Annotated in this window: 14 protein-coding genes and 1 pseudogene; 9 read left to right on the top strand and 6 right to left on the bottom strand. The window is 49.2% G+C overall.

The window, feature by feature from the left end; translation table 11 throughout:
- Window positions 1–27: 27 nt before the first annotated feature.
- Window positions 28–1626 (bottom strand): 4Fe-4S dicluster domain-containing protein, encoded by a 1599-nt coding sequence (locus Q0110_RS10645; RefSeq protein WP_297906129.1) that lies wholly within the window; start codon window positions 1624–1626, stop codon window positions 28–30.
- A gap of 6 nt (window positions 1627–1632) precedes the next feature.
- The gene (locus Q0110_RS10640) at window positions 1633–2565 is read right to left on the bottom strand and encodes a DUF362 domain-containing protein (RefSeq protein WP_297906128.1); all 933 of its coding nucleotides are present in this window, start codon (window positions 2563–2565) and stop codon (window positions 1633–1635) included.
- A gap of 470 nt (window positions 2566–3035) precedes the next feature.
- Here Q0110_RS10640 and Q0110_RS10635 point away from each other — a divergent pair, with 470 nt between their 5' ends.
- Both Q0110_RS10635 and Q0110_RS10630 read left to right on the top strand, forming a co-directional pair.
- Window positions 3036–3815 carry a hypothetical protein gene (locus tag Q0110_RS10635; RefSeq protein ID WP_297906127.1) on the top strand — a complete coding sequence of 260 codons (780 nt, stop codon included), beginning with the start codon at window positions 3036–3038 and terminating at the stop codon, window positions 3813–3815.
- Between the two features lie 3 nt (window positions 3816–3818).
- The gene (locus Q0110_RS10630) at window positions 3819–4700 is read left to right on the top strand and encodes an aldose 1-epimerase family protein (protein ID WP_297906126.1); all 882 of its coding nucleotides are present in this window, start codon (window positions 3819–3821) and stop codon (window positions 4698–4700) included.
- Between the two features lie 137 nt (window positions 4701–4837).
- Here the strand turns inward: Q0110_RS10630 and Q0110_RS10625 are convergent, their stop codons facing one another.
- Window positions 4838–5524: a TrkA family potassium uptake protein gene (locus tag Q0110_RS10625; protein WP_297906125.1), complete on the bottom strand. Its 687-nt coding sequence runs from the start codon at window positions 5522–5524 to the stop codon at window positions 4838–4840.
- 12 nt (window positions 5525–5536) lie between these two features.
- Window positions 5537–7357, bottom strand: coding sequence for a potassium transporter TrkG (locus Q0110_RS10620; protein ID WP_297906124.1), 1821 nt, complete (start codon window positions 7355–7357; stop codon window positions 5537–5539).
- Window positions 7358–7597: 240 nt separating this feature from the next.
- Here Q0110_RS10620 and Q0110_RS10615 point away from each other — a divergent pair, with 240 nt between their 5' ends.
- From Q0110_RS10615 to Q0110_RS10590, 6 genes are all read left to right on the top strand, one after another.
- Complete coding sequence (locus tag Q0110_RS10615; RefSeq protein WP_297906123.1) at window positions 7598–8338, top strand: NUDIX domain-containing protein; 741 nt, start codon at window positions 7598–7600, stop codon at window positions 8336–8338.
- A gap of 12 nt (window positions 8339–8350) precedes the next feature.
- Window positions 8351–9838 carry an FGGY family carbohydrate kinase gene (locus tag Q0110_RS10610; RefSeq protein WP_297906122.1) on the top strand — a complete coding sequence of 496 codons (1488 nt, stop codon included), beginning with the start codon at window positions 8351–8353 and terminating at the stop codon, window positions 9836–9838.
- Between the two features lie 29 nt (window positions 9839–9867).
- The gene (gene xylA, locus Q0110_RS10605) at window positions 9868–11196 is read left to right on the top strand and encodes a xylose isomerase (protein WP_297906121.1); all 1329 of its coding nucleotides are present in this window, start codon (window positions 9868–9870) and stop codon (window positions 11194–11196) included.
- A gap of 96 nt (window positions 11197–11292) precedes the next feature.
- Window positions 11293–12840 (top strand): D-xylose transporter XylE, encoded by a 1548-nt coding sequence (gene xylE / locus Q0110_RS10600; protein ID WP_297906120.1) that lies wholly within the window; start codon window positions 11293–11295, stop codon window positions 12838–12840.
- Between the two features lie 528 nt (window positions 12841–13368).
- Window positions 13369–15798 carry a trans-4-hydroxy-L-proline dehydratase gene (gene hypD, locus Q0110_RS10595; protein WP_297906119.1) on the top strand — a complete coding sequence of 810 codons (2430 nt, stop codon included), beginning with the start codon at window positions 13369–13371 and terminating at the stop codon, window positions 15796–15798.
- Window positions 15799–15801: 3 nt separating this feature from the next.
- Window positions 15802–16707 (top strand): glycyl-radical enzyme activating protein, encoded by a 906-nt coding sequence (locus Q0110_RS10590; protein ID WP_297906118.1) that lies wholly within the window; start codon window positions 15802–15804, stop codon window positions 16705–16707.
- Window positions 16708–16977: 270 nt separating this feature from the next.
- Here the strand turns inward: Q0110_RS10590 and Q0110_RS10585 are convergent.
- Window positions 16978–17145 (bottom strand): annotated as a pseudogene (locus Q0110_RS10585) (nucleotidyltransferase domain-containing protein); the annotation flags it as partial.
- 46 nt (window positions 17146–17191) lie between these two features.
- Window positions 17192–18070 carry a helix-turn-helix domain-containing protein gene (locus Q0110_RS10580; RefSeq protein ID WP_297906117.1) on the bottom strand — a complete coding sequence of 293 codons (879 nt, stop codon included), beginning with the start codon at window positions 18068–18070 and terminating at the stop codon, window positions 17192–17194.
- Between the two features lie 220 nt (window positions 18071–18290).
- On the opposite strand from Q0110_RS10580, the gene cysQ reads away from it, so the two are divergent.
- On the top strand, window positions 18291–19100 hold the full coding sequence (gene cysQ, locus Q0110_RS10575; RefSeq protein WP_297906116.1) for a 3'(2'),5'-bisphosphate nucleotidase CysQ: 810 nt from the start codon (window positions 18291–18293) through the stop codon (window positions 19098–19100).
- Window positions 19101–19624: the final 524 nt, after the last annotated feature.

The following is a 19624-nucleotide window of genomic DNA, read 5'->3' as shown; positions in this document are numbered from 1 at the left end:
ATTTGTGACAAAGGTAGCATTTTTCTCTTAGAATCCGAAGTCATCTATTTCTACCTTTTTCACCTCTTCCTCTTTAGGCTTCTCCACGAACTTGTGAACCTCGTTCGCCTTGATGATGATCGCTCTCATCGGGCGTACGGGACAGATCGATTCGCAACCGCCGCAACCGATGCATAGATCGGGGTTTACCTGCGGGATGGTCAGCGTACCCTCGTAAGGAACCATATGTACGGCTTGGGTTGGGCAATGCTCCGAGCAAGCCCCGCAATCCGTCCCCTCCGTCTTCACGATGCAACGGTTGATGAAGAAGGTGGCGATACCTACTTGCGTGGTCGCTTTCTCCTCCTTGGTAAGCGGCATTATCGCATGCGTGGGGCAAACCTCCGAGCAGACCGTGCATTCGTAATTGCAATAACTGTCGATGTACGCGACACGGGGTTTCAACATATAATCGAGGCCATACTCCAATCCCGTGGGGCGAAGCACGTGGCTCGGGCATTGGGTCACGCAAATCTGGCATCCGGTACATACGTCCTTGAAACGCTCTATGCTGATCGCTCCCGGCGGTACGATGGGAGGCCATCTCTTGCCGTGTCTCTTACGCTGACGTTTCCCCTCGCCATGCTGTTTCTCCATACCCTCGGCGATAGCGGATACGATCGGCAGGGAGGCCGCTACGGTCGCTCCTGCCGTAAGGAATGTGCGGCGGCTGTTCGGGGTGGTAGCCTGTTGTGCTGCGCCTGCTTGTCCACACGCTGCTTCGGTCTCTTTCTTGAAAGAAGGATTGAAACGATATCGCAATCCTCCTTTGGCACACGATGACACGCAGTTGAAGCAATCCACGCAACGGGAAGTATCTACGGTGAGGTCCTTGCTGTCGATCGCTTCTGCCTTGCAGGTATGCTCGCAATTGCCGCAATGCGTACAGGCCTCCTTGTCGAAGGAGATCCGGAAGAGCGAGTACCGGGAGATGAGGCTCAACAAGGTTCCTACCGGACAAAGCGTGTTGCAGAACAGTCTTCCCCGGAAAACGACCATGACGATAAATACGAGCAACGCTACCGAAGCGGATATCACGCCGAACGCTGTCACGTTACTGATCGTGACGTGGTAAAGCGTATAGTTATCCATCCGCGCCAACCCGTCGGCCAGCAGATTGTTTATCCACATGACGACCGGACGGAACAGGTTGTTCGCTATACGGCCGAAGTTGCTGTACGGATCTAGTAACGTGCACAATTCGATAATCCCGAAAACAGCCGGCACGAAAGTCAGCCCGAGGATCGAATACCGTAAGATGTTCATGGGCTTATGATAGCTGAACCTGCGTGCCCCCTTCTTTTTCTTCTTCCCGATACAGAAAACCCGGTTGATAATATCTTGCAATACTCCCGCCGGGCAAATCACCGAGCAATAGATCCGGCCAAACAATAAAGCCAGTATGAATTGAAAGGCTAGCACCCCCGCTATTCCCCCTAAGATAGCGGGCATGACTTGGAGATGCAACAATACGTGCAAGCTGTCTGGCAATACATCGGCGAAATCGACGAAGAATAGAAGTATGGGTACGAAAATGAGGATCGCGAGTACGACCCGCAATCCTTTTAAGTAGTTGGGCTTCTTCATCCTCGATTATATCTTAATACGTTTGATCGTGACATTATCTAGGTTCGTCGTACCCAGTTTTAAGGCCTCTCCTTTACCGATATGCCCCACGGCGGCCATGTCCAGCTTCTTCACCTGGTTGAACAAGCGGAGGGCGGCGGTATCGATAGCGACGATGTTCGGGGAAGCGATCAAGGATTTCAAGATAGCTACATCGGCGGCGCTCTTACCCTGCGGGCCGTTCTGGTGCACGATGCGATAAGCGTCTACGATATTCAATACCGGTCTCTTCTGCCAAGTGCAGATATCAGCGATACATTGTTGCAAGTCGTTTTGGTGGAAGAAACGGCGGTCCCACACGATCCCCATGTAATTCTTCATGGCGCAAGTCATCTTCGCCCCACCGTGGTTCTTCAATACAGGAACGTTGATCCATGCGTCTGCCTCGATCAAGGCCTCGTGTATCTTGGCGCTTTTTAAGTTCACGCCTCCCGGGATGGATACCTCCTTGAAATATTTCTCGTCGTTGGCGGGCATGATGATACCTCCGGCCTCTTTCACGGCCTCGGCGATCCCGCTCGTCTCGTAGCATTTCTGCCAGTTATCGCAAGTGTGGTCGAATACGGTCACTTTAGAGGCTCCGGCCTCCAGGCATTTCTTGACCAGGGCTTTCACTAGTTTGGGATTTGTGTTACCGGCCAATTCCGGGGAACGGTCCCAGCCGATATTTGGCTTGATCACGATCTTTTGCCCTCTCTTTACAAAGTTCCCGATACCACCGAAGGCTTCTAGGGCTTTATCTAGCATCACTTCCGGCTCGCCTCCCATGACGGCCACCATATCGGGGGCTTTCTCTACGGCTACGGTGTTCGTGGAAAGGGCCGCTTGCAACCCCTCGAAGTTCAAGGATAGAGCTGCGCTCGCGATGACGCTGGTCTTTAAAAAATCACGACGTTTCATAATTGTATGCTATATTGGTTTGTATTTGATTTACGGCACGGTCTTTTTGGGCTCGTTTGTTACGCTGAACAAAGGTAATGATTATTTTGATATGTAAGGCAAGTACCAACAGTTTCATTCGTAGGTAACGATAGTTTCATTATGAAGAAACTAAAGTTTCCCGTACGTGAAACTAAAGTTTCGTTTAGAAGAAACTGAAATTACACTTGGATAAACAGGGGGGAGACTTTTCAAGTAAGTTTGTACAATATGTAGTTTAACGATTTTAGTTGACTACTTTCCGTCCAATCTATAAAAAAGGTTGACTCGGTTTATAGTTAATAAAGGGTTGTCCTTTTTGTCGTTTATTTCTGAAAGAGGTTTACTCTCTAATTATTTACCGGCAAAAATAATCAAGAGTATATATTTCTTGCCGGATGGCATATCGGTTAGGATAATATTTTTTACCTTGCGAGGCAAAAATAGATCGTATGGTTTTATATTGTAGAGTCTCGTTGAACTCTTTTGTCGAGAGTATGGAGAAAACTTCGGGGCCGGGTTCCTCTTTCACGATCCCGGCGGTTGGGTTGATGCATCTCGTACCACCGGAGGAGGTAGAGTATGGACTTTCCTTGCTCCGTGAATCCATTGGCTTGTATGAGGAACGTAAGGGGATACCCGTAGAAAAAAGTAAGCAAGCGATGCCCTTTTTCAGGCAGGATAGCCGGATGCTGGTAGGCCCGGAAATAGGTATGTACGTGATTCCCTTGTATGAGAGACGGGGTAACCCGAGGCACTCTGCCGAGCCTTCTTTGGTCCTTGAGCTGGATTATCAGTCGCTGGGTGAGCTTTGCCTGTTCGAGAATTATTCCCTGTTGTCGTGTAAATATGAGAAAGAACCTGTCTTGAATCATTTTATGGCGCAGTTGGAAAAGGAATACGATACCTTCTTTTTCGATGAGGAACATACGGGTTTTACCCCAGGTTCCCGTTTTTTCTCGATGTTATGTAACGCTTGCCTGGAGGTGAAGCATCCTTCATCGATCGAGGATAAGGAATGGCGGCTGGCCCTGCTTCGGTCTCCGGAAGAGGCTAGCTACCGTTACGAGTGTGGAAACTTGATCCCATACCTTCCGGTAACGTTGCCGGTAGAATGCCTGAGACGAGTCTACCTGGAAGAGTTCCAGCGACAACCATTATTATTTGGAACCTTGAATGGTTTCTTGAAAAGCAAAGGGCTTCCCGCCGAACAATTACTAAACTTATCATAAAGAATGAAGACATTATCAAATCAAGAACTGACGATCCGTGTTGCCGGACATGGAGCGGAATTGAGTAGTATCGTGGCGAACGCTACGGGAAAGGAGTATCTCTGGCAAGCGGACCCCGCTTTCTGGAAACGTCATTCCCCGGTGTTGTTCCCGATCGTAGGGAGTGTATGGAACGCCGAGTATCGAAACGAGGGAAACGTGTATCACTTGTCGCAGCACGGTTTTGCCCGGGATATGGATTTTTCGTTGATCCATGAGACCGAGAGCGAGCTGTGCTTCGCCTTGGAAAGTACGCCGGACACACTGAGAGTCTATCCGTTCCCCTTCCTTTTAGAGATCGGGTATCGTCTGGAAGGCAATAAGGTAGAGGTGCTTTGGCACGTGAAGAATACGGGAGACCAGACGATGCATTTCCAGATCGGCGCTCATCCGGCTTTTCTGTATCCGAATTACGAGGCGGATCAACCGGATCGGGGGTATTTCGCTTTCGACGTGAAAAAAGATCTCGAATACCGTGCGCTGGTAGAGAAAGGGTGTGTGGGAGACGTGGTTCGTCCGGTTCCTTTGGATGCGGATGGATTGTTGCCGTTGAATATCCATACGTTCGATATCGATACGTTTATCTTGGAGAATAGCCAGGTTAAGCGAGTGGATTTATTGGATGTGGAGAAACGCCCGTATCTGTCGCTGACCTTTACCGCTCCGGTAGTGGGGTTATGGTCTCCACCTACGAAAAACGCTCCGTTTGTCTGTATCGAGCCTTGGTACGGGCGTTGTGACCGGGTGGATTATACGGGTGAGTATAAAGACCGGGATTGGGTATGGCATTTGGAATCGGGAGAGGTTTTCGATGCCTCCTATACGATAGAGATAGCGGGGGCCTGACCGCAGGATATCTGAGACACGGGACAGGCTGGCGAGTGCGGATTTATTCGGTTCTTGATAAGAACAGATCCATGTACGCCTGTTTGTTCCGTGTCTTTTGTATCGTTTGCGTTTGGTGAGAGTGCCGGTGTTGATCTTTAGATGTCGGCTATTTTATTCAATAGCTCCATCTTCCCGAACAGGATCAGTAAGTCATCTGCCTCTACTACCAGCTCCTCGGTGATGTGGCTGATTACCTTATATTCTGTTTGCGTGAGGCCGATCAGGTTCTTTTTTAGGTAAGGCCGTTCGATCGCTACCAGGTGGATGCCGAAATTCTCCTCGAAATCGATATTCCGGATCGTCTGCCCAGCGAGGGTAGCCGGTGTCTTGATCTTATAGAGATGCTCCGTGTCGGTAACTTTATACCAATGCCGGAGTAAGCCGCCTAAAGAAGCTTGGGAGGTATACATCGTGGAGAAATCCTCTTCCGGCGTGATGATCTCGCTTACCCCGATCGCACGGATCACCGTCTCATGGATCGAGGAGATCGCACGCACGATCAGCTTGCCCGCATCCAGGCTTTTCAATAAAGCGACGGTCTGAACGGAGGCCCCGAAATCCTTGCCGAATGTAACGATGATAGCGTCCATCTCGCTCAAGGGTAATGTGTTCAAGGCCTCTTTATCCGTAGAATCCAAGGCGATCGTGCCTGCGATGTCGTTCTTCAGCATGTCTACCCGATGCAGATCCTTGTCTACGCCGATCACCTCATTGCCGACACGTGTCAGGTCTTTCGCTATCGCACGTCCTAGATTCCCGAGTCCGATTACTAAGTATTTCATGTTATCTTGCTTTTACATTAATATATTCTCTTGTGGATATGTATAATTCTTTTTTGCGTACTCCTTGCAGAAGCCCACGAGGAAAGTCAATACCCCGATACGTCCGATCAACATCGTGCTGATAATGATGATCTTCCCGATAGGAGTGAGGTGAGGGGTATAATCGATGCTCAAACCTACGGTACTCAGGGCAGAGACGACCTCGAACAGTAAGGAAAACGGCGGCGCTCCCTTCTCGGTATAGGATAATATCCATGTAGCGATCGCTACCCACATGAAATACAACATGATGATAGCGAATGCCCTGCGGATGGCGGATGGGGCGATCTCCCGTTTTCTCACTTCCACTTTATCTTTCTCTCGTGCGGCGTTTAGGGTCGTGGCCAAAGCCACGAACACGGTGGTCACCTTCAATCCGCCACCGGTAGACATGGGAGCGGCCCCGATTACCATAAGGATCAATGTCAGCATCAAGGTAGGAGGGGCCAAGGTTGCCATGTCTGCCACGTTGAAACCCGCAGTCCTGGGCGTGACGGCGCCTAAGAACGCATTGGCCAATTTCCCCCGCAGGGGCAGCCCGGCCAAGGTATTGTCGTACTCGAAGAAGAGGTAGAAAGCCGTTCCGGTAACTAACAGGATCAAGGTGGATATAACAACGATATACGTATGTACGTTGATGATACGGGGCGTATGGATATAATGCTTTTGTTTTCCGATCAAGATCTTGACGCCGTTCATCAATAAGTGGTGCAGCAATTTCAAGTAATTGAAGACGATCGGGAATCCCAAGCCTCCGGATATGATCAACACGGCTATCCAGAAATGAAGGTTATATTTATCTGCCACCAGCGGGTCGTACATATTGCCGCTCAAGGTAGAGATCCCCGCGTTGCAAAAAGCGGATACGGCGTGAAACAGGGCGTAGAATAATTCCTGCCGTGTACCTCCCGGTAAGCTTCCCCGCACGTCCATGTAAATGAAGTATGCGCCGACCCCTTCGATGAACAAGGTCACGAAGAGGATGTTTAGGATGACCCGAAACAATCCCCCGGTACGGTCTTCATTCAACATGTCTTTCAGCATCATCTTGCTTGTGAAAGAGGATTTCCCCATAAAGGAAAGGGCGAAGAAAGAGGTAAACGTCATTACCCCGATACCGCCGATCTGTATCAATATCATGATGATGATATGCCCGATATGCGTGAAAGTGGTAGCTACGTCGACGGTAGTCAGCCCGGTTACGCATACCGAGGTGGTGGAGATAAACAATGCGTCGATAAACGATATCCGGTGCGTGGTAGCGTTCGGCAACGACAACAACCCGGCCCCGACCAATATCACGAACACGAAACTGAGCAAGAAAAGCAACGAGGGCTTGATCCGTGTCTGCATCAGCGTGAACATCTGCCGGGATAAGTGGATCGTACTCAGTGACAGTAATAAGACGTATACGAAGAGAGGTTCTGTGAGGAAAGATAAATAGGGCAGGGAATGTGCGATGATATCCTTGAAAAATATCTTACCGGATAATACGGCGAATAAGAGGAAATAGATGCTGATGTCGAGATACAACATTTTCTCTTGTATGATCTCATGGAACCTTACCGCGTATCGGAGCGTTATACCCGTGAAAAAAGCCAGCAGGATGAAAGGACGGGAATGCTCTAGGATATGGATGGAATCGGCGGTCTGGACAAATCCGAATTGGTAGGCTAGCACGAAGAAAGAGGCTAAGGAGGCGAGTAGGATAATCGCTTCCGCTATCCCGTTCAGTATCCCCTTCATCTTACCCCAATAGATCAACCAGGAGAAATATATATTTTTTAGATTCATGTCCGATGTTTTATAAATATAACAAATGTAGGAAATAAAAGTTAGAGGTCTGTTAGATCACTCTTATTATTCGTCCTCGAACTAATTGTTTTACCTACATTATGTGTTGTATAGCATATTGTACGATGTACGATACTGAAATATCAGAAAAATAATTGGTTATGAGGTGCAAAAAAGATCTTTTGTAATTGCATTATTTAGAAAAATACCTATATTTGCGCAAATCTAATTACTGATATCATGGATACACAAAACGAGAATAAAGAAATGCTTTCCCCCTATGTTTCCGTAGACTGCGTTCTTCTCGGCATCAATGATGACAAACTCACCGTGCTGTTAGCGAAGCGAAAAAGCGAGGAGGGCGAGTTGATCGGCTATAAACTACCCGGTAGCCTGATCTATGAGAACGAGGATTTAGATGATGCCGCCTATCGGATATTGAATGATTCGACAGGCTTGAAACGTGTCCAATTGAAGCAATTCCGTTGTTTCGGTTCTCCTACCCGTACTTCGAACCGGCTTGACGTGATGTGGCTGGAGGCGACCTCCAAGGTGAAGATCGGGCGGTTGATCACGGTCGCTTACCTCGCCTTGTGTAAGAACAGCAGGAAAACGTGCCCGGTCGATAAGTCCGACTCGATCCGTTGGTGCCCGATCGACCAGCTTCCCCGTTTGCCGTTCGACCATAAGGAGATCATCGAGGCCGCTATACAAGAGATCCGTAATTGGGTGGAGAAGGAACCTGCCATCGTCTTCGACTATCTGCCGATGAAGTTCACCGCATTCCAGCTCCGGCGAACGTATGAGGTGATCTATAATCGCGAGATGGACGTGCGTAATTTTCATAAGAAGATGAATTCTCTGGATTATGTGGTACCTACGGACGATATGCAAGACGGGGTCGCTCATCGTGCCGCCCGGTATTATCGGTTTGATAAGGTGAAATATAATCAACAACGTTCGAAATTTAATAAGATATAATACCATACGATTATGTGTTTGCTAGGATGTGACATTGGAAGTTCTTCCATCAAGGTCTCTATCGTGGACGAGGGGACCGGGTTAACGATAGGTGCGGATTTTTATCCCAAAGAAGAGGCCCCGATCAAGGCGTTGCGTCCGGGTTGGGCGGAACAAGACCCGGAGGATTGGTGGTCGTACGTGAAAATCGCCATAAAAGGTGCGATGAGCAAGGCGAAGGTGAGAGGAGAGGATATCAAGGCGATCGGTATCTCGTACCAGATGCATGGTTTGGTGGTGGTAGACAAGAAGAAGGAGGTACTCCGTCCATCTATAATCTGGTGTGATAGCCGTGCCGTTCCTTATGGCGAGCGTGCGTTTAAGAATATAGGCGAGAAGCGATGTCTTTCCCACCTATTGAATTCGCCGGGTAATTTCACCGCTTCCAAACTGGCTTGGATCAAGGAGTACGAGCCGGCTGTTTACGACCGTATCCATAAGATCATGTTGCCGGGAGATTTCATAGCGATGCGCCTAACGGGGGATATCGTGACTACGGTTTCCGGTTTGTCGGAAGGTATTTTCTGGGATTTCAAGAATAATTCCTTGTCGGAGGATTTGATGAGTTATTATGGATTCCGGAAGGATCTGATCGCCGATATCCGTCCGACATTCGGCTTGCAGGGCGAGGTTACCGCCTCGGTTGCCGCCGAGTTGGGCTTGAAGAAAGGTACGCCGGTTACCTATCGTGCGGGCGACCAGCCGAATAACGCTTTATCGTTGAATGTGCTGAATCCGGGTGAGATAGCGGCTACCGGCGGGACTTCCGGAGTCGTGTATGGCGTGAACGGCAAGGTGAATTACGATACGCTTTCCCGTGTGAATACGTTTGCCCACGTGAACCATACGATGGAACAGACTCGTCTGGGTGTTTTGCTGTGTATCAACGGGGTCGGTATCCTTAATTCTTGGATCAAACGGAATATAGCGCCGGAAGGTATTAACTATAATGAATTGAATGATTTGGCGGCTACGGTTCCTATCGGTAGCGAGGGCCTCTCGATCTTGCCGTTCGGCAACGGAGCGGAGCGTATGTTGCAGAATAAGCAGGTCGACTGCTCGATTCATGGATTGAATTTCAATATACATACCAAGGCTCATATAGCTAGGGCGGCGCAAGAGGGTATCGTGTTCGCCTTTAAATATGGTATGGATATCATGAATGAGATGGGGATCGATATTCAGGTAATCCGGGCTGGGAACGCGAACTTATTCTTGAGCCCGATCTTCCGGGATGCCTTGGCGGGCGTGACGGGCACGGTGATCGAGCTATATGATACGAATGGCGCGGTAGGAGCGGCCAAGGGAGCCGGTATTGGCGCCGGTATCTACAAGAACGCGGAGGAAGCGTTCGCTTCCCTGAAGAAGATCAATGTGATCGAACCGGATGGTCTCAAGGCGAATGCTTATTGCGGGGCGTTCGATATTTGGAAAGAACGAATTGAGGCAACTGTCAACTAAAAAATAGTTATATTTTAATTTGTATTGTTATGAGTTACTTTAAAGGAGAGAAAGAATTTTTCCCGGGAATCGGACAGATTCAGTTTGAGGGACGTGAGTCGAAAAATCCGTTGGCATTTCATTATTATGATGCGGATAAGGTAGTTATGGGTAAGACGCTAAAGGATCATTTACGCTTCGCTATGGCTTATTGGCATACGCTGTGTGCCGAGGGAGGTGATCAGTTTGGCGGTGGAACGAAGTCATTCCCTTGGAACGACAGCACGGATGCTATCACTCGTGCGAAATACAAGATGGATGCTGCTTTCGAGTTCATGACCAAATGTAATATTCCTTACTATTGCTTCCACGATGTGGATGTGGTGGATGAGGGACCTACGTTGGCCGAGTTCGAGAAACGTTTGCAGATCATGGTAGAACACGCCAAGGAGCATCAGGCCGCTACCGGGAAGAAGCTTCTATGGTCTACCGCCAACGTGTTCGGACATAAGCGCTATATGAATGGTGCCGCTACGAATCCTTATTTCCCGACCGTGGCATGTGCCGGCACGCAGATCAAGAACGCTATCGACGCTTGTATCGCCTTAGGTGGCGAGAATTATGTGTTCTGGGGTGGCCGCGAAGGTTATATGAGCCTGTTGAACACGAACATGAAACGTGAGAAAGATCATTTGGCCATGATGCTGACGATGGCCCGTGATTATGGCCGTAAGAATGGTTTCAAGGGTACGTTCCTGATCGAGCCGAAACCGATGGAACCGACCAAACATCAATATGACGTGGATTCGGAGACCGTGATCGGCTTCCTTCGCCATTATGGATTGGATAAGGATTTCGCTCTGAATATCGAGGTGAACCACGCCACCTTGGCCGGGCATACTTTCGAGCATGAGTTGCAAGCCGCCGCCGATGCCGGTATGTTGTGCAGTATCGACGCAAACCGTGGTGATTACCAGAATGGCTGGGATACAGATCAATTCCCGATGGATATCTATGAGTTGGCACAGGCTTGGCTGGTGATCCTTGAGGGAGGCGGTTTGACTACCGGCGGTACGAACTTCGACGCTAAGACCCGTCGTAATTCTACGGATTTGGATGATATCTTTATCGCTCATATCGGCGGTATGGACGCTTTTGCCCGTGCCTTGATGATCGCCGCCGACATCCTTGAGAACTCAGACTACCGCAAGATGCGTGCCGAGCGTTACGCTAGCTTCGATGCCGGCGAGGGTAAGGCTTTCGAGGATGGCAAGCTTACATTAGAAGATCTTCGTACAATCGCCTTGCGTGATGGCGAGCCGAAGCAAATCAGCGGTAAGCAAGAGCTTTATGAGATGATTGTAAATCAATATATCTAAATAATTGAAAATTGAGAATTGAGAGTTGAAAATTATCATGCGTAAGCCCTAATTTTCAACTCTCAATTCTCAATTTTTAATTAATAAGTCTGTTCCATGAAAAATAACAATATGTATATTTTCGCCCTTACCTTGGTCGCGACCTTGGGCGGTTTACTGTTCGGGTATGACACGGCGGTGATTTCCGGAACGGTGGAATCTTTGCGCAAGTTTTTTATTGAGCCGCAAGGACTTCCGTTAGACCAGGCGAACGCCTTGGAGGGGTTCGTGGTAAGTAGTGCGTTGATCGGATGTATCCTCGGAGCCTCGTTTGCCGGGTGGATCAGCCAGCGTTACGGCAGGAAACCGACGTTGGTACTGGCTGCTATCCTATTCTTGCTGTCCGCGATCGGTTCGGCCTGGCCGGAGTTGTTTGTCGGCATGCCCGGAAGTGGCGACCACACGTTTATGTATGCGTTCGTAGCTTATCGTATTTTGGGAGGTGTCGGCGTAGGGCTGGCCTCTATGGTATCGCCGATGTATATCGCTGAGGTAGCTCCGGCCGATCGCCGGGGAAACCTGGTGGCATGGAATCAGTTTGCCATTATCTTTGGTATGCTGGTGGTGTATTTCGTGAATTATACGATCGCCCTTCAAGGAGATGCCGCTTGGCTGCATACGATCGGATGGCGTTGGATGTTCGCTTCCGAGATTATTCCGGCGGTATTGTTCCTCGTTTTCTTGATGTTCGTTCCCGAGACACCTCGTTACCTGGTGATGCGTGGGCGTACGGAGAAGGCGTTGGGAGTCTTGAGCCATTTGATGGATAAGGCGGCGGCAGACCGTGAACTAGAGGATATACGGGATAGCTTCAAGGAGAAGGCCCCGTCAATGAAACCTTATTTCCAGTTTATGGGGACTTGGCTGGTGCTGTTTCTGGCCGGTTACGGATTGTTGTCGTGGGTAGGCAATACGAGTGCGTTGGAGATCGCTTTGCTGGTTAGTTTCTGTATCGCTTTGTTATTCCCGATCCGGTCGTTTGGCGTGCTGATCATCTTGGTGGGCGTGTTACTTTCCGGTTTCCAGCAGTTCGTGGGAATCAACGTGGTGCTTTACTATGCCCCGGAGATATTCAAGACGATGGGAGCGGCTACGGATGCCGCCCTTTTGCAACAGATCGTGGTAGGGGCGGTGAACCTGTCGTTTACAGTATTGGCTATTTTCACGGTGGATAGGTTCGGACGTCGTCCGTTGATGATTATCGGGGCATTGATCATGGCGGTATCTATGTTGATCTTGGGAACTACTTTCTATACGCATTCGGTGGGTATGGGATCGCTGGTTTGCATGTTGGTGTATACGGCAGGGTTTGCGATGTCGTGGGGCCCGGTTTGCTGGGTGCTTCTGGCCGAGATTTTCCCGAATTCGATCCGCTCCACGGTGATGAGTATAGCCGTGGCCGCTCAATGGATCGCCAACTTCTTGGTGTCATGGACATTCCCGATGCTGGATAAAAATCAATACCTGACTGATACGTTCAACCACGGTATGGCCTATTGGATCTATGGCGTAATGGGTATATTGGCGGCGTTGTTCATCTGGAGATTTGTTCCCGAGACGAAAGGGAAGACGCTGGAGGAGATGGAAGGTTACTGGCGGCGTTAATCATGAATCGTTTCATTTGTTTGGGGAGTAAGTTCGGTGAGAGTTACATCAAGCATACCAACCGCGAACGTAAGTGGAAGGACGAGCTATCCGGCAATATCTTCTAGATATATCGCTCGACTGAATTGATAAGAGAATGAAGGGGGAGGGTGTCTTGCGACAACTTCCCCTTGGTTTGTCCGTTCCATCCCCGATTCATCTCATAGGCATATGAGATAGTTTGGCCTCGTTTATGTCTTAGCCATAATTATTGGTGCCGACTTATCCGAGGGCTAATATAATTTTCATCTTTTTATATGATTTGCAAATATTTCGCTATTTTTGTTCCCACACATCTAAAACAAACAAGCGTTATGTTACACAAAGGCTACCGGATGCTTTTCAACTGCTTGATGTTCTATCTCTAACGGACATAAACTCTTCCTCTTTCCGGGGAGATAGAGGTTTTATTATACATTATATATACATCATGTTATCGCTTAAAATCTAGCAGGGACAGAGTCTGCCCCTGCGGTAAAAATGAATCATATGAATACAACCAGTCAAACACTTTCACAGATAAACGAGATCCCTTCCGGGAAAGCGAACAATTTTGGAATGAACGACCGAATCAAGCGTCTGCGTCGGCAGACCTTCGAGGCACAGCCTTCCCTTTCGATTGAGCGGGCCTTGATCGAGACCCGTTTCTATCAGGAGAATTATGGAAAGTACCCGATTCCTATCTTGCGTGCCCTGAACTTCTTGGAGATATGCAAGCGGAAGACGATCTATATCGGCGAGGACGAGTTGATCGTTGGCGAGCGGGGGCCCCGTCCCAAGGCTGTGCCTACCTTCCCGGAACTTACCTGCCATAGCGTGGAGGACCTGCATATATTGAATACCCGTGAACTGCAACGTTACACCATCAGCCAAGAAGATATCGATACCTACGAACGGGAAGTGATCCCGTACTGGAAAGGCCGAACCCAACGGGAACGCATCTTCAGTCACGTCCCCAAGGAATGGAAAGAGGCGTATGAGGTGGGTATGTTCACCGAGTTCATGGAGCAACGTGCCCCCGGCCATACGGCCCTGGACGGCAAGGTCTACCAATACGGTCTGCTGGATTTGAAAGAGCGTATCGAGAGAGAACTGAGCGCCTTGGATTTCATGAACGATCCCGAGGCGACGGACAAGCAAGAGGAACTGACAGCCATGTCTATCTCCTGCGATGCCGCTATCCTGCTGGCCGAGCGACATGCGGACTTAGCCGACGAGATGTCTCTCACTGAGAAAGATCCCCGTCGTGCCGCCGAGCTGAGGAAGATCGCCGAGATATGCCGCTGGGTTCCCGCCCACGCTCCCCGTACCTATTGGGAGGCGATCCAGATGTATTGGTTTGTCCACCTCGGTACGATCACGGAACTGAATGGTTGGGATGCCATGAACCCCGGCCATTTCGACCAGCATCTGGCGCCTTTCTACGAGAAAGAGATCGCCGCCGGAACCTTGACCCGCGATGAGGCGAAAGAGTTGATGTCTTGCTTCTTCATCAAGGTAAATAATCATACCGCCCCGCCCAAAGTAGGTATCACGGCGAAGGAAAGCGGAACCTATAACGATTTCACCAACTTGAATATTGGTGGTATCAAGGCAGACGGTAGCGATGGCGTAAGCGAGGTCTCCTATATCATGTTGGAGACGATCGAGGAGTTGCATATCCTCCAGCCTGGTAGTGCCATCCACGTCAGCGCCCGTACACCGGAGCGTTTCCTCCGTGCCGGATGCAAGGTGATACGCCAAGGCCACGGTTACCCGTCGGTATTCAACCCGGATGTGTACGTGCAGGAGTTGATGCGGCAAGGTAAGTCGCTGCGTGATGCCCGTGAGGGAGGTTGTAGCGGTTGCATCGAGGTAGGCGCTTTCGGGAAGGAGGCGTACGTGCTGACCGGTTATCTGAACGTGCCGAAGATATTGGAGGTGACACTGCATAACGGCGTGGATCCGGTAAGCGGCCGTAAGGTTGGCCTAGAGACCGGCGATCCCCGTGGTTTCAAGACATATGAGGAGCTTTACGCCGCTTTCCTCCGTCAGGTCCGGTATTTCGTCGATATGAAAGTGCGGGTAAGCAATTACATCGACCGGATGTTCGCCAAGTACGCCCCGGCCACCTTCCTTTCCTTGTTTATCGACGATTGCATCGCCAAAGGAAAAGACTACTATAACTGCGGCCCCCGCTATAATACGACCTATATACAATGTACCGGCTTAGGAACGATAACCGATAGCCTTTCCACTTTGAAGAAACACGTATTCGAGAATAAGACTTTCACCATGGATGCCCTGCTTGGTGCCATGGCAGATAATTTCGAGGGTCACGAGGCCATGCGTCAGATGATCTTAAACCGTACGCCTTTCTTCGGCAACGACGATGAATATGCCGACCGGATCGCCGTCCGTGTCTTCGACGACCTCTACGATGCCATCGAGGGTAAACCGAATACCAAGGGCGAGTGTTTCCACCTGAACATGCTCTCCACCACTTGCCACGTCTACTTCGGCAAGGTGATGGGAGCCACCCCGAACGGCCGCTTGGCCGGGCGTGCCATCTCCGACGGAACCTCGCCTTCGCACGGAGCCGATACCCACGGACCTTCCGCTGTTGTCAAGTCTCTCGGCAAACTGGATCAAGTGAAGAGCGGCGGCACGCTGCTGAACCAACGCTTCCTGCCCAGCCTGTTGAAACGGGAGGAGGATATCTCGAAGCTGGCCTCCTTGATCCGTAGCTATTTCGCCTTGGGCGGTCATCATATCCAATTCAATATCGTGGATACGGAAACGCTTTACGCCGCCCAGAAGTGCCCGGAGGACTACCGGGATCTGTTGGTCCGTGTAGCGGGTTATAGCGATTATTTCAACGATATGAACGCCGATTTGCAAGCGGACGTGATCGCACGTACGGAGCAAGAGACTTTCTGAGCCATGCTGTTATTTGATATCAAGCGATACGCCATAAACGACGGGCCGGGCATCCGTATCACGATCTTCATGAAAGGATGCCCGCTTGCCTGCGTATGGTGCCATAATCCGGAAGGTATCTCGCCCCGGGTGGAAAAGCTGTATACGAGGAAGAAGTGCATAGGCTGCGGGGCCTGCGTGAATGCCTGTCCCGCCGGGGCATTGACCTTGACGGAAGCGGGCATCGTCACGGATCGGTCTCTGTGCCGGACGTGCGGTAAATGTACTGAGGTTTGCCCCACCTTGGCGATGGAGATGTCCGGCCGTGAGTATTCTATCGACGAGGTCATGCGTGAGATCGAGAAAGAGACGGTATTCATGGATCGCTCCGAGGGAGGCGTTACCTTCTGTGGGGGAGAGCCGTTATCGCATCCTTCGGACTTGATCGCCCTATTGGATCGTTGCGGAGAATTGGGAATCCATCGTGCGGTGGATACGACCTTGTTCGCCTCGCCGGATACCGTCCGGAGGGTAATGGAGCGCACGGATCTTTTTCTGGTGGATTTAAAGCATATGGATTCCGGGAGCCATTGTCGTTTCACGGGTGTACCGAACGAGCGCATCCTCTCCAACCTCCGGATGATCGCCGAGGCCGGCATAGACTTCTTCATCCGTATCCCTTTGATCGAGGGAGTCAATGCGGACGAGGAGAATATATCCCGTTCCGCCGCCTTCTTAGCCTCCTTGCCGTGGGAACGGAAAGTCGTCAACCTCCTCCCATACCACGACATCGGAAAAGGCAAGCACGATAAACGAGGAACCCTCTACAATCCCGGTCACCTTCCGCTATCCACCCCTTCCGAGACTGTCATACAAAGGTGTATCGATCAATTCGCCTCTTGTGGAATAACCGCATTGATCGGAGGATAGTTCTCTTAGGGAACTATTCTTCTTTCAATAATTGGTTGATTGTATGGAATGAATAATTCGGCTTGCGGATATAAGTTATAAGGTCGAGAATATTTTCCCGATTTTTATAGGAAGCTTTCCGGTAGAGATAATGTAGAGATAATAATGTAGTCCAGGCATAGTCTTAACACCATTATGTGTTTGTGGTTGGTGATCCTTTCTATGTCTCATAAGCTCGTTGGATTCGATAGTTAATCAATGCGTTCCTATTTTCTTCATCTGGGATCTCTTTCATAATACAATACTTTCGTTTACTACATTAATATAGAAAGGAGTTTTAAAGGGATGGTTTTCTCATAGTTTTCTTAACATGACGATAGGGCTGATATTTACGCCTGTCTTTAGTTCCAGCTCATACAAGGGTAAAGTAATTTCTTCCTCTCGCTCCAAAGTTATTTCATTAAATGACTTTGGAGCGAGACAAAGATAATTATTTTTCTGATCATTACCACTTCTTCCGATACTCCGTAGGCGATATCCCGGCGTGTTGCTTGAAGTATTTGCCGAAGAAGGATTGGTTGGCGAAGTTTAGCCGGTCTGATATCTCTTGGATGGAAAGGGTGGAAGAGGATAATAAAGCCTTCGCCTCCAAGACAACATAATTGTCGATCCATTCCCCGGCGGTACGGTTGCTGACGTTCTTTACCAAAAGAGATAAATATTTGGGAGTGATACATAGCTTTCCGGCGTAGAAAGCTACCGACCGTTCCTGCTTATAATGTAAGGTGAGCGTATGTATGAACGCCGCGAATAATTCTTCTTGCCGGCTTTTCTTCACCTCGATCGGCATATGATTCTTAAACATGCCATAAACCTCGTGGAATACTGCCAGCAATAAGCTTTGGGCGATCTCTTTCCGGTAGGGATGCCCTTTCGCTTTCACTTTCTTCCAGAGGAAAGAGTGGTATTCCTTGATACAATCCATCTCCTCGGTATTCAACTCCGTGACCGGATGTTCCTTGATGTAGAAGAACGCCGGCAAGGTGTTCTGTATGTGGGGAATGATCTCCTCCATGAAATCCTTGGAGATGACGATGAAGATACCGGATACATCCTCGCTACGTTCCACGTGCTGGATGATCTGATCGGGCAAAGACAGTACGAGATGGTTTTCTCCTACAACATATTCCTCCATATTGATCCGTATACGAATGAAGCCTTTCGTACAAAGCGCAAATACGGCAGCGTCTATTCGCATGGGGTGATCAAGCTGAGGGATATCGTCGATATTATCGAATATAGCGAAATCCTCGTCGATAAAGTCTATGCCGGGTACGTTCTCGATAAGAGAGATACAGGCTTGAGGCAGATCTGTTGCGTTCATATTTATTCTTGTTTGGGTGATAAAATTAGTGAAATAATAGAATAATCCAAAAGCCGGAAAGGTCTTATAAGCAAGTCAAGCTCTTGGGGGAGTCCATAGCGACAGTATACGGGTGATTTACGGTTTATTTAATCGAACGTACGGAATATTTGCAGGCGACTGGGCGTTGATTTGTTTTTTTTCCATATATTTGCTTATTAACAAATTAAAACGAGAAGTGATGATGAGCTACGCCAATTATCTTTACATAGCGATCCGTGCCGCGGTAGACGCAGGCAAGTCGATCATGGATATTTATAACGATCCCGAATCAGATTTCGGGATAGAGAGAAAAGCAGACAATTCGCCGTTGACGAAGGCTGATAAGGCGGCCCATCAATTGATAACAAACGCTTTGTCCGTTACCCCGTTCCCTATCTTGAGCGAGGAAGGAAGGGAGATCCCGTTCAAGGAACGCTCTAAGTGGGAGACGTTGTGGATCGTAGACCCGCTGGACGGAACCAAGGAGTTTATTAAGAAAAACGGAGAGTTTACCGTGAATATCGCCTTGGTGGAGAAAGGCGTGCCTGTGTTGGGCGTTATCTATGTGCCTGTCCGGAAGGAGTTGTATTTCGCCTCCTCGTCGGTGGGGGCTTATAAATTTACGGGAATCGATAGCAGTAGCCAGCCTTCGATGGACGAGATGAAGCAGCGGGCGATACATTTGCCGATGGCGTTGGCACATCAGGGAGTCGTGGTAGTGGCATCCCGGTCTCACCAAACGGAGGATACTACCGCTTTCATCGATAATCTTCGCAAGCAGGGAAAGCCCGTTACGTTGATCAGTAGCGGTAGCAGCTTGAAAATTTGTCTGGTAGCGGAGGGTTCGGCCGATATCTATCCCCGTTTCGCCCCGACGATGGAGTGGGATACCGCCGCTGGTCACGCTATCGCCAAGTCTGCCGGTTGCGACGTATATCATATTGATGGCAAGACTCCGCTGCGCTATAATAAGGAGGATTTGCATAATCCGTGGTTTATCGTGAAGTGAGGGAAGAAGGGAGAAGAGCATGTGTTTTGCGATCGCGGAAATACTCCTTTTCACGGAGGATGATATTGCGTTGTACGATTGTAGAGATGTGGTAGGCTGCGTTTTTATTGATTGATGGTGTTTTTTATTATTGTTTAGAGGGGGAGACGGGGCATGCCCCGTCTCTATAAAGATGATGTTATTCTGGGAGATAGCTTTGTGGGATGTAGGAGGTTGTTTACTTTGACAGATTGACATTTTGTTTCTTTAAGCCCCGGAAGATCAAATATTCTGGCCCTAAGTACAGCGAGCTTCCAAATTTGAAAATAAAAATCCACAATAGCTTATATACCAAAGGAATATCCTTTTTAGGGCTTTTGTTCTAGATATAATCGGGCCTCTTTTTCTTCTTTGAAGTTGAATAATCACGGTTTTATTGGGAAGCGACAGGCGTTTTATCCGTATGCGACACGGATCGCTACCGTAAGTAAGGGCCAATCCTACCGTATGTAGCTAACGATCCAACCGTAAGTAACAGCCAATGC

Origin of the sequence: uncultured Parabacteroides sp. (assembly GCF_947855115.1) — a bacterium.
GTDB lineage: Bacteria > Bacteroidota > Bacteroidia > Bacteroidales > Tannerellaceae > Parabacteroides.
The sequence above is the reverse complement of the archived record's forward strand: the minus strand, read 5'-3'. Positions and strand labels throughout refer to the sequence as shown.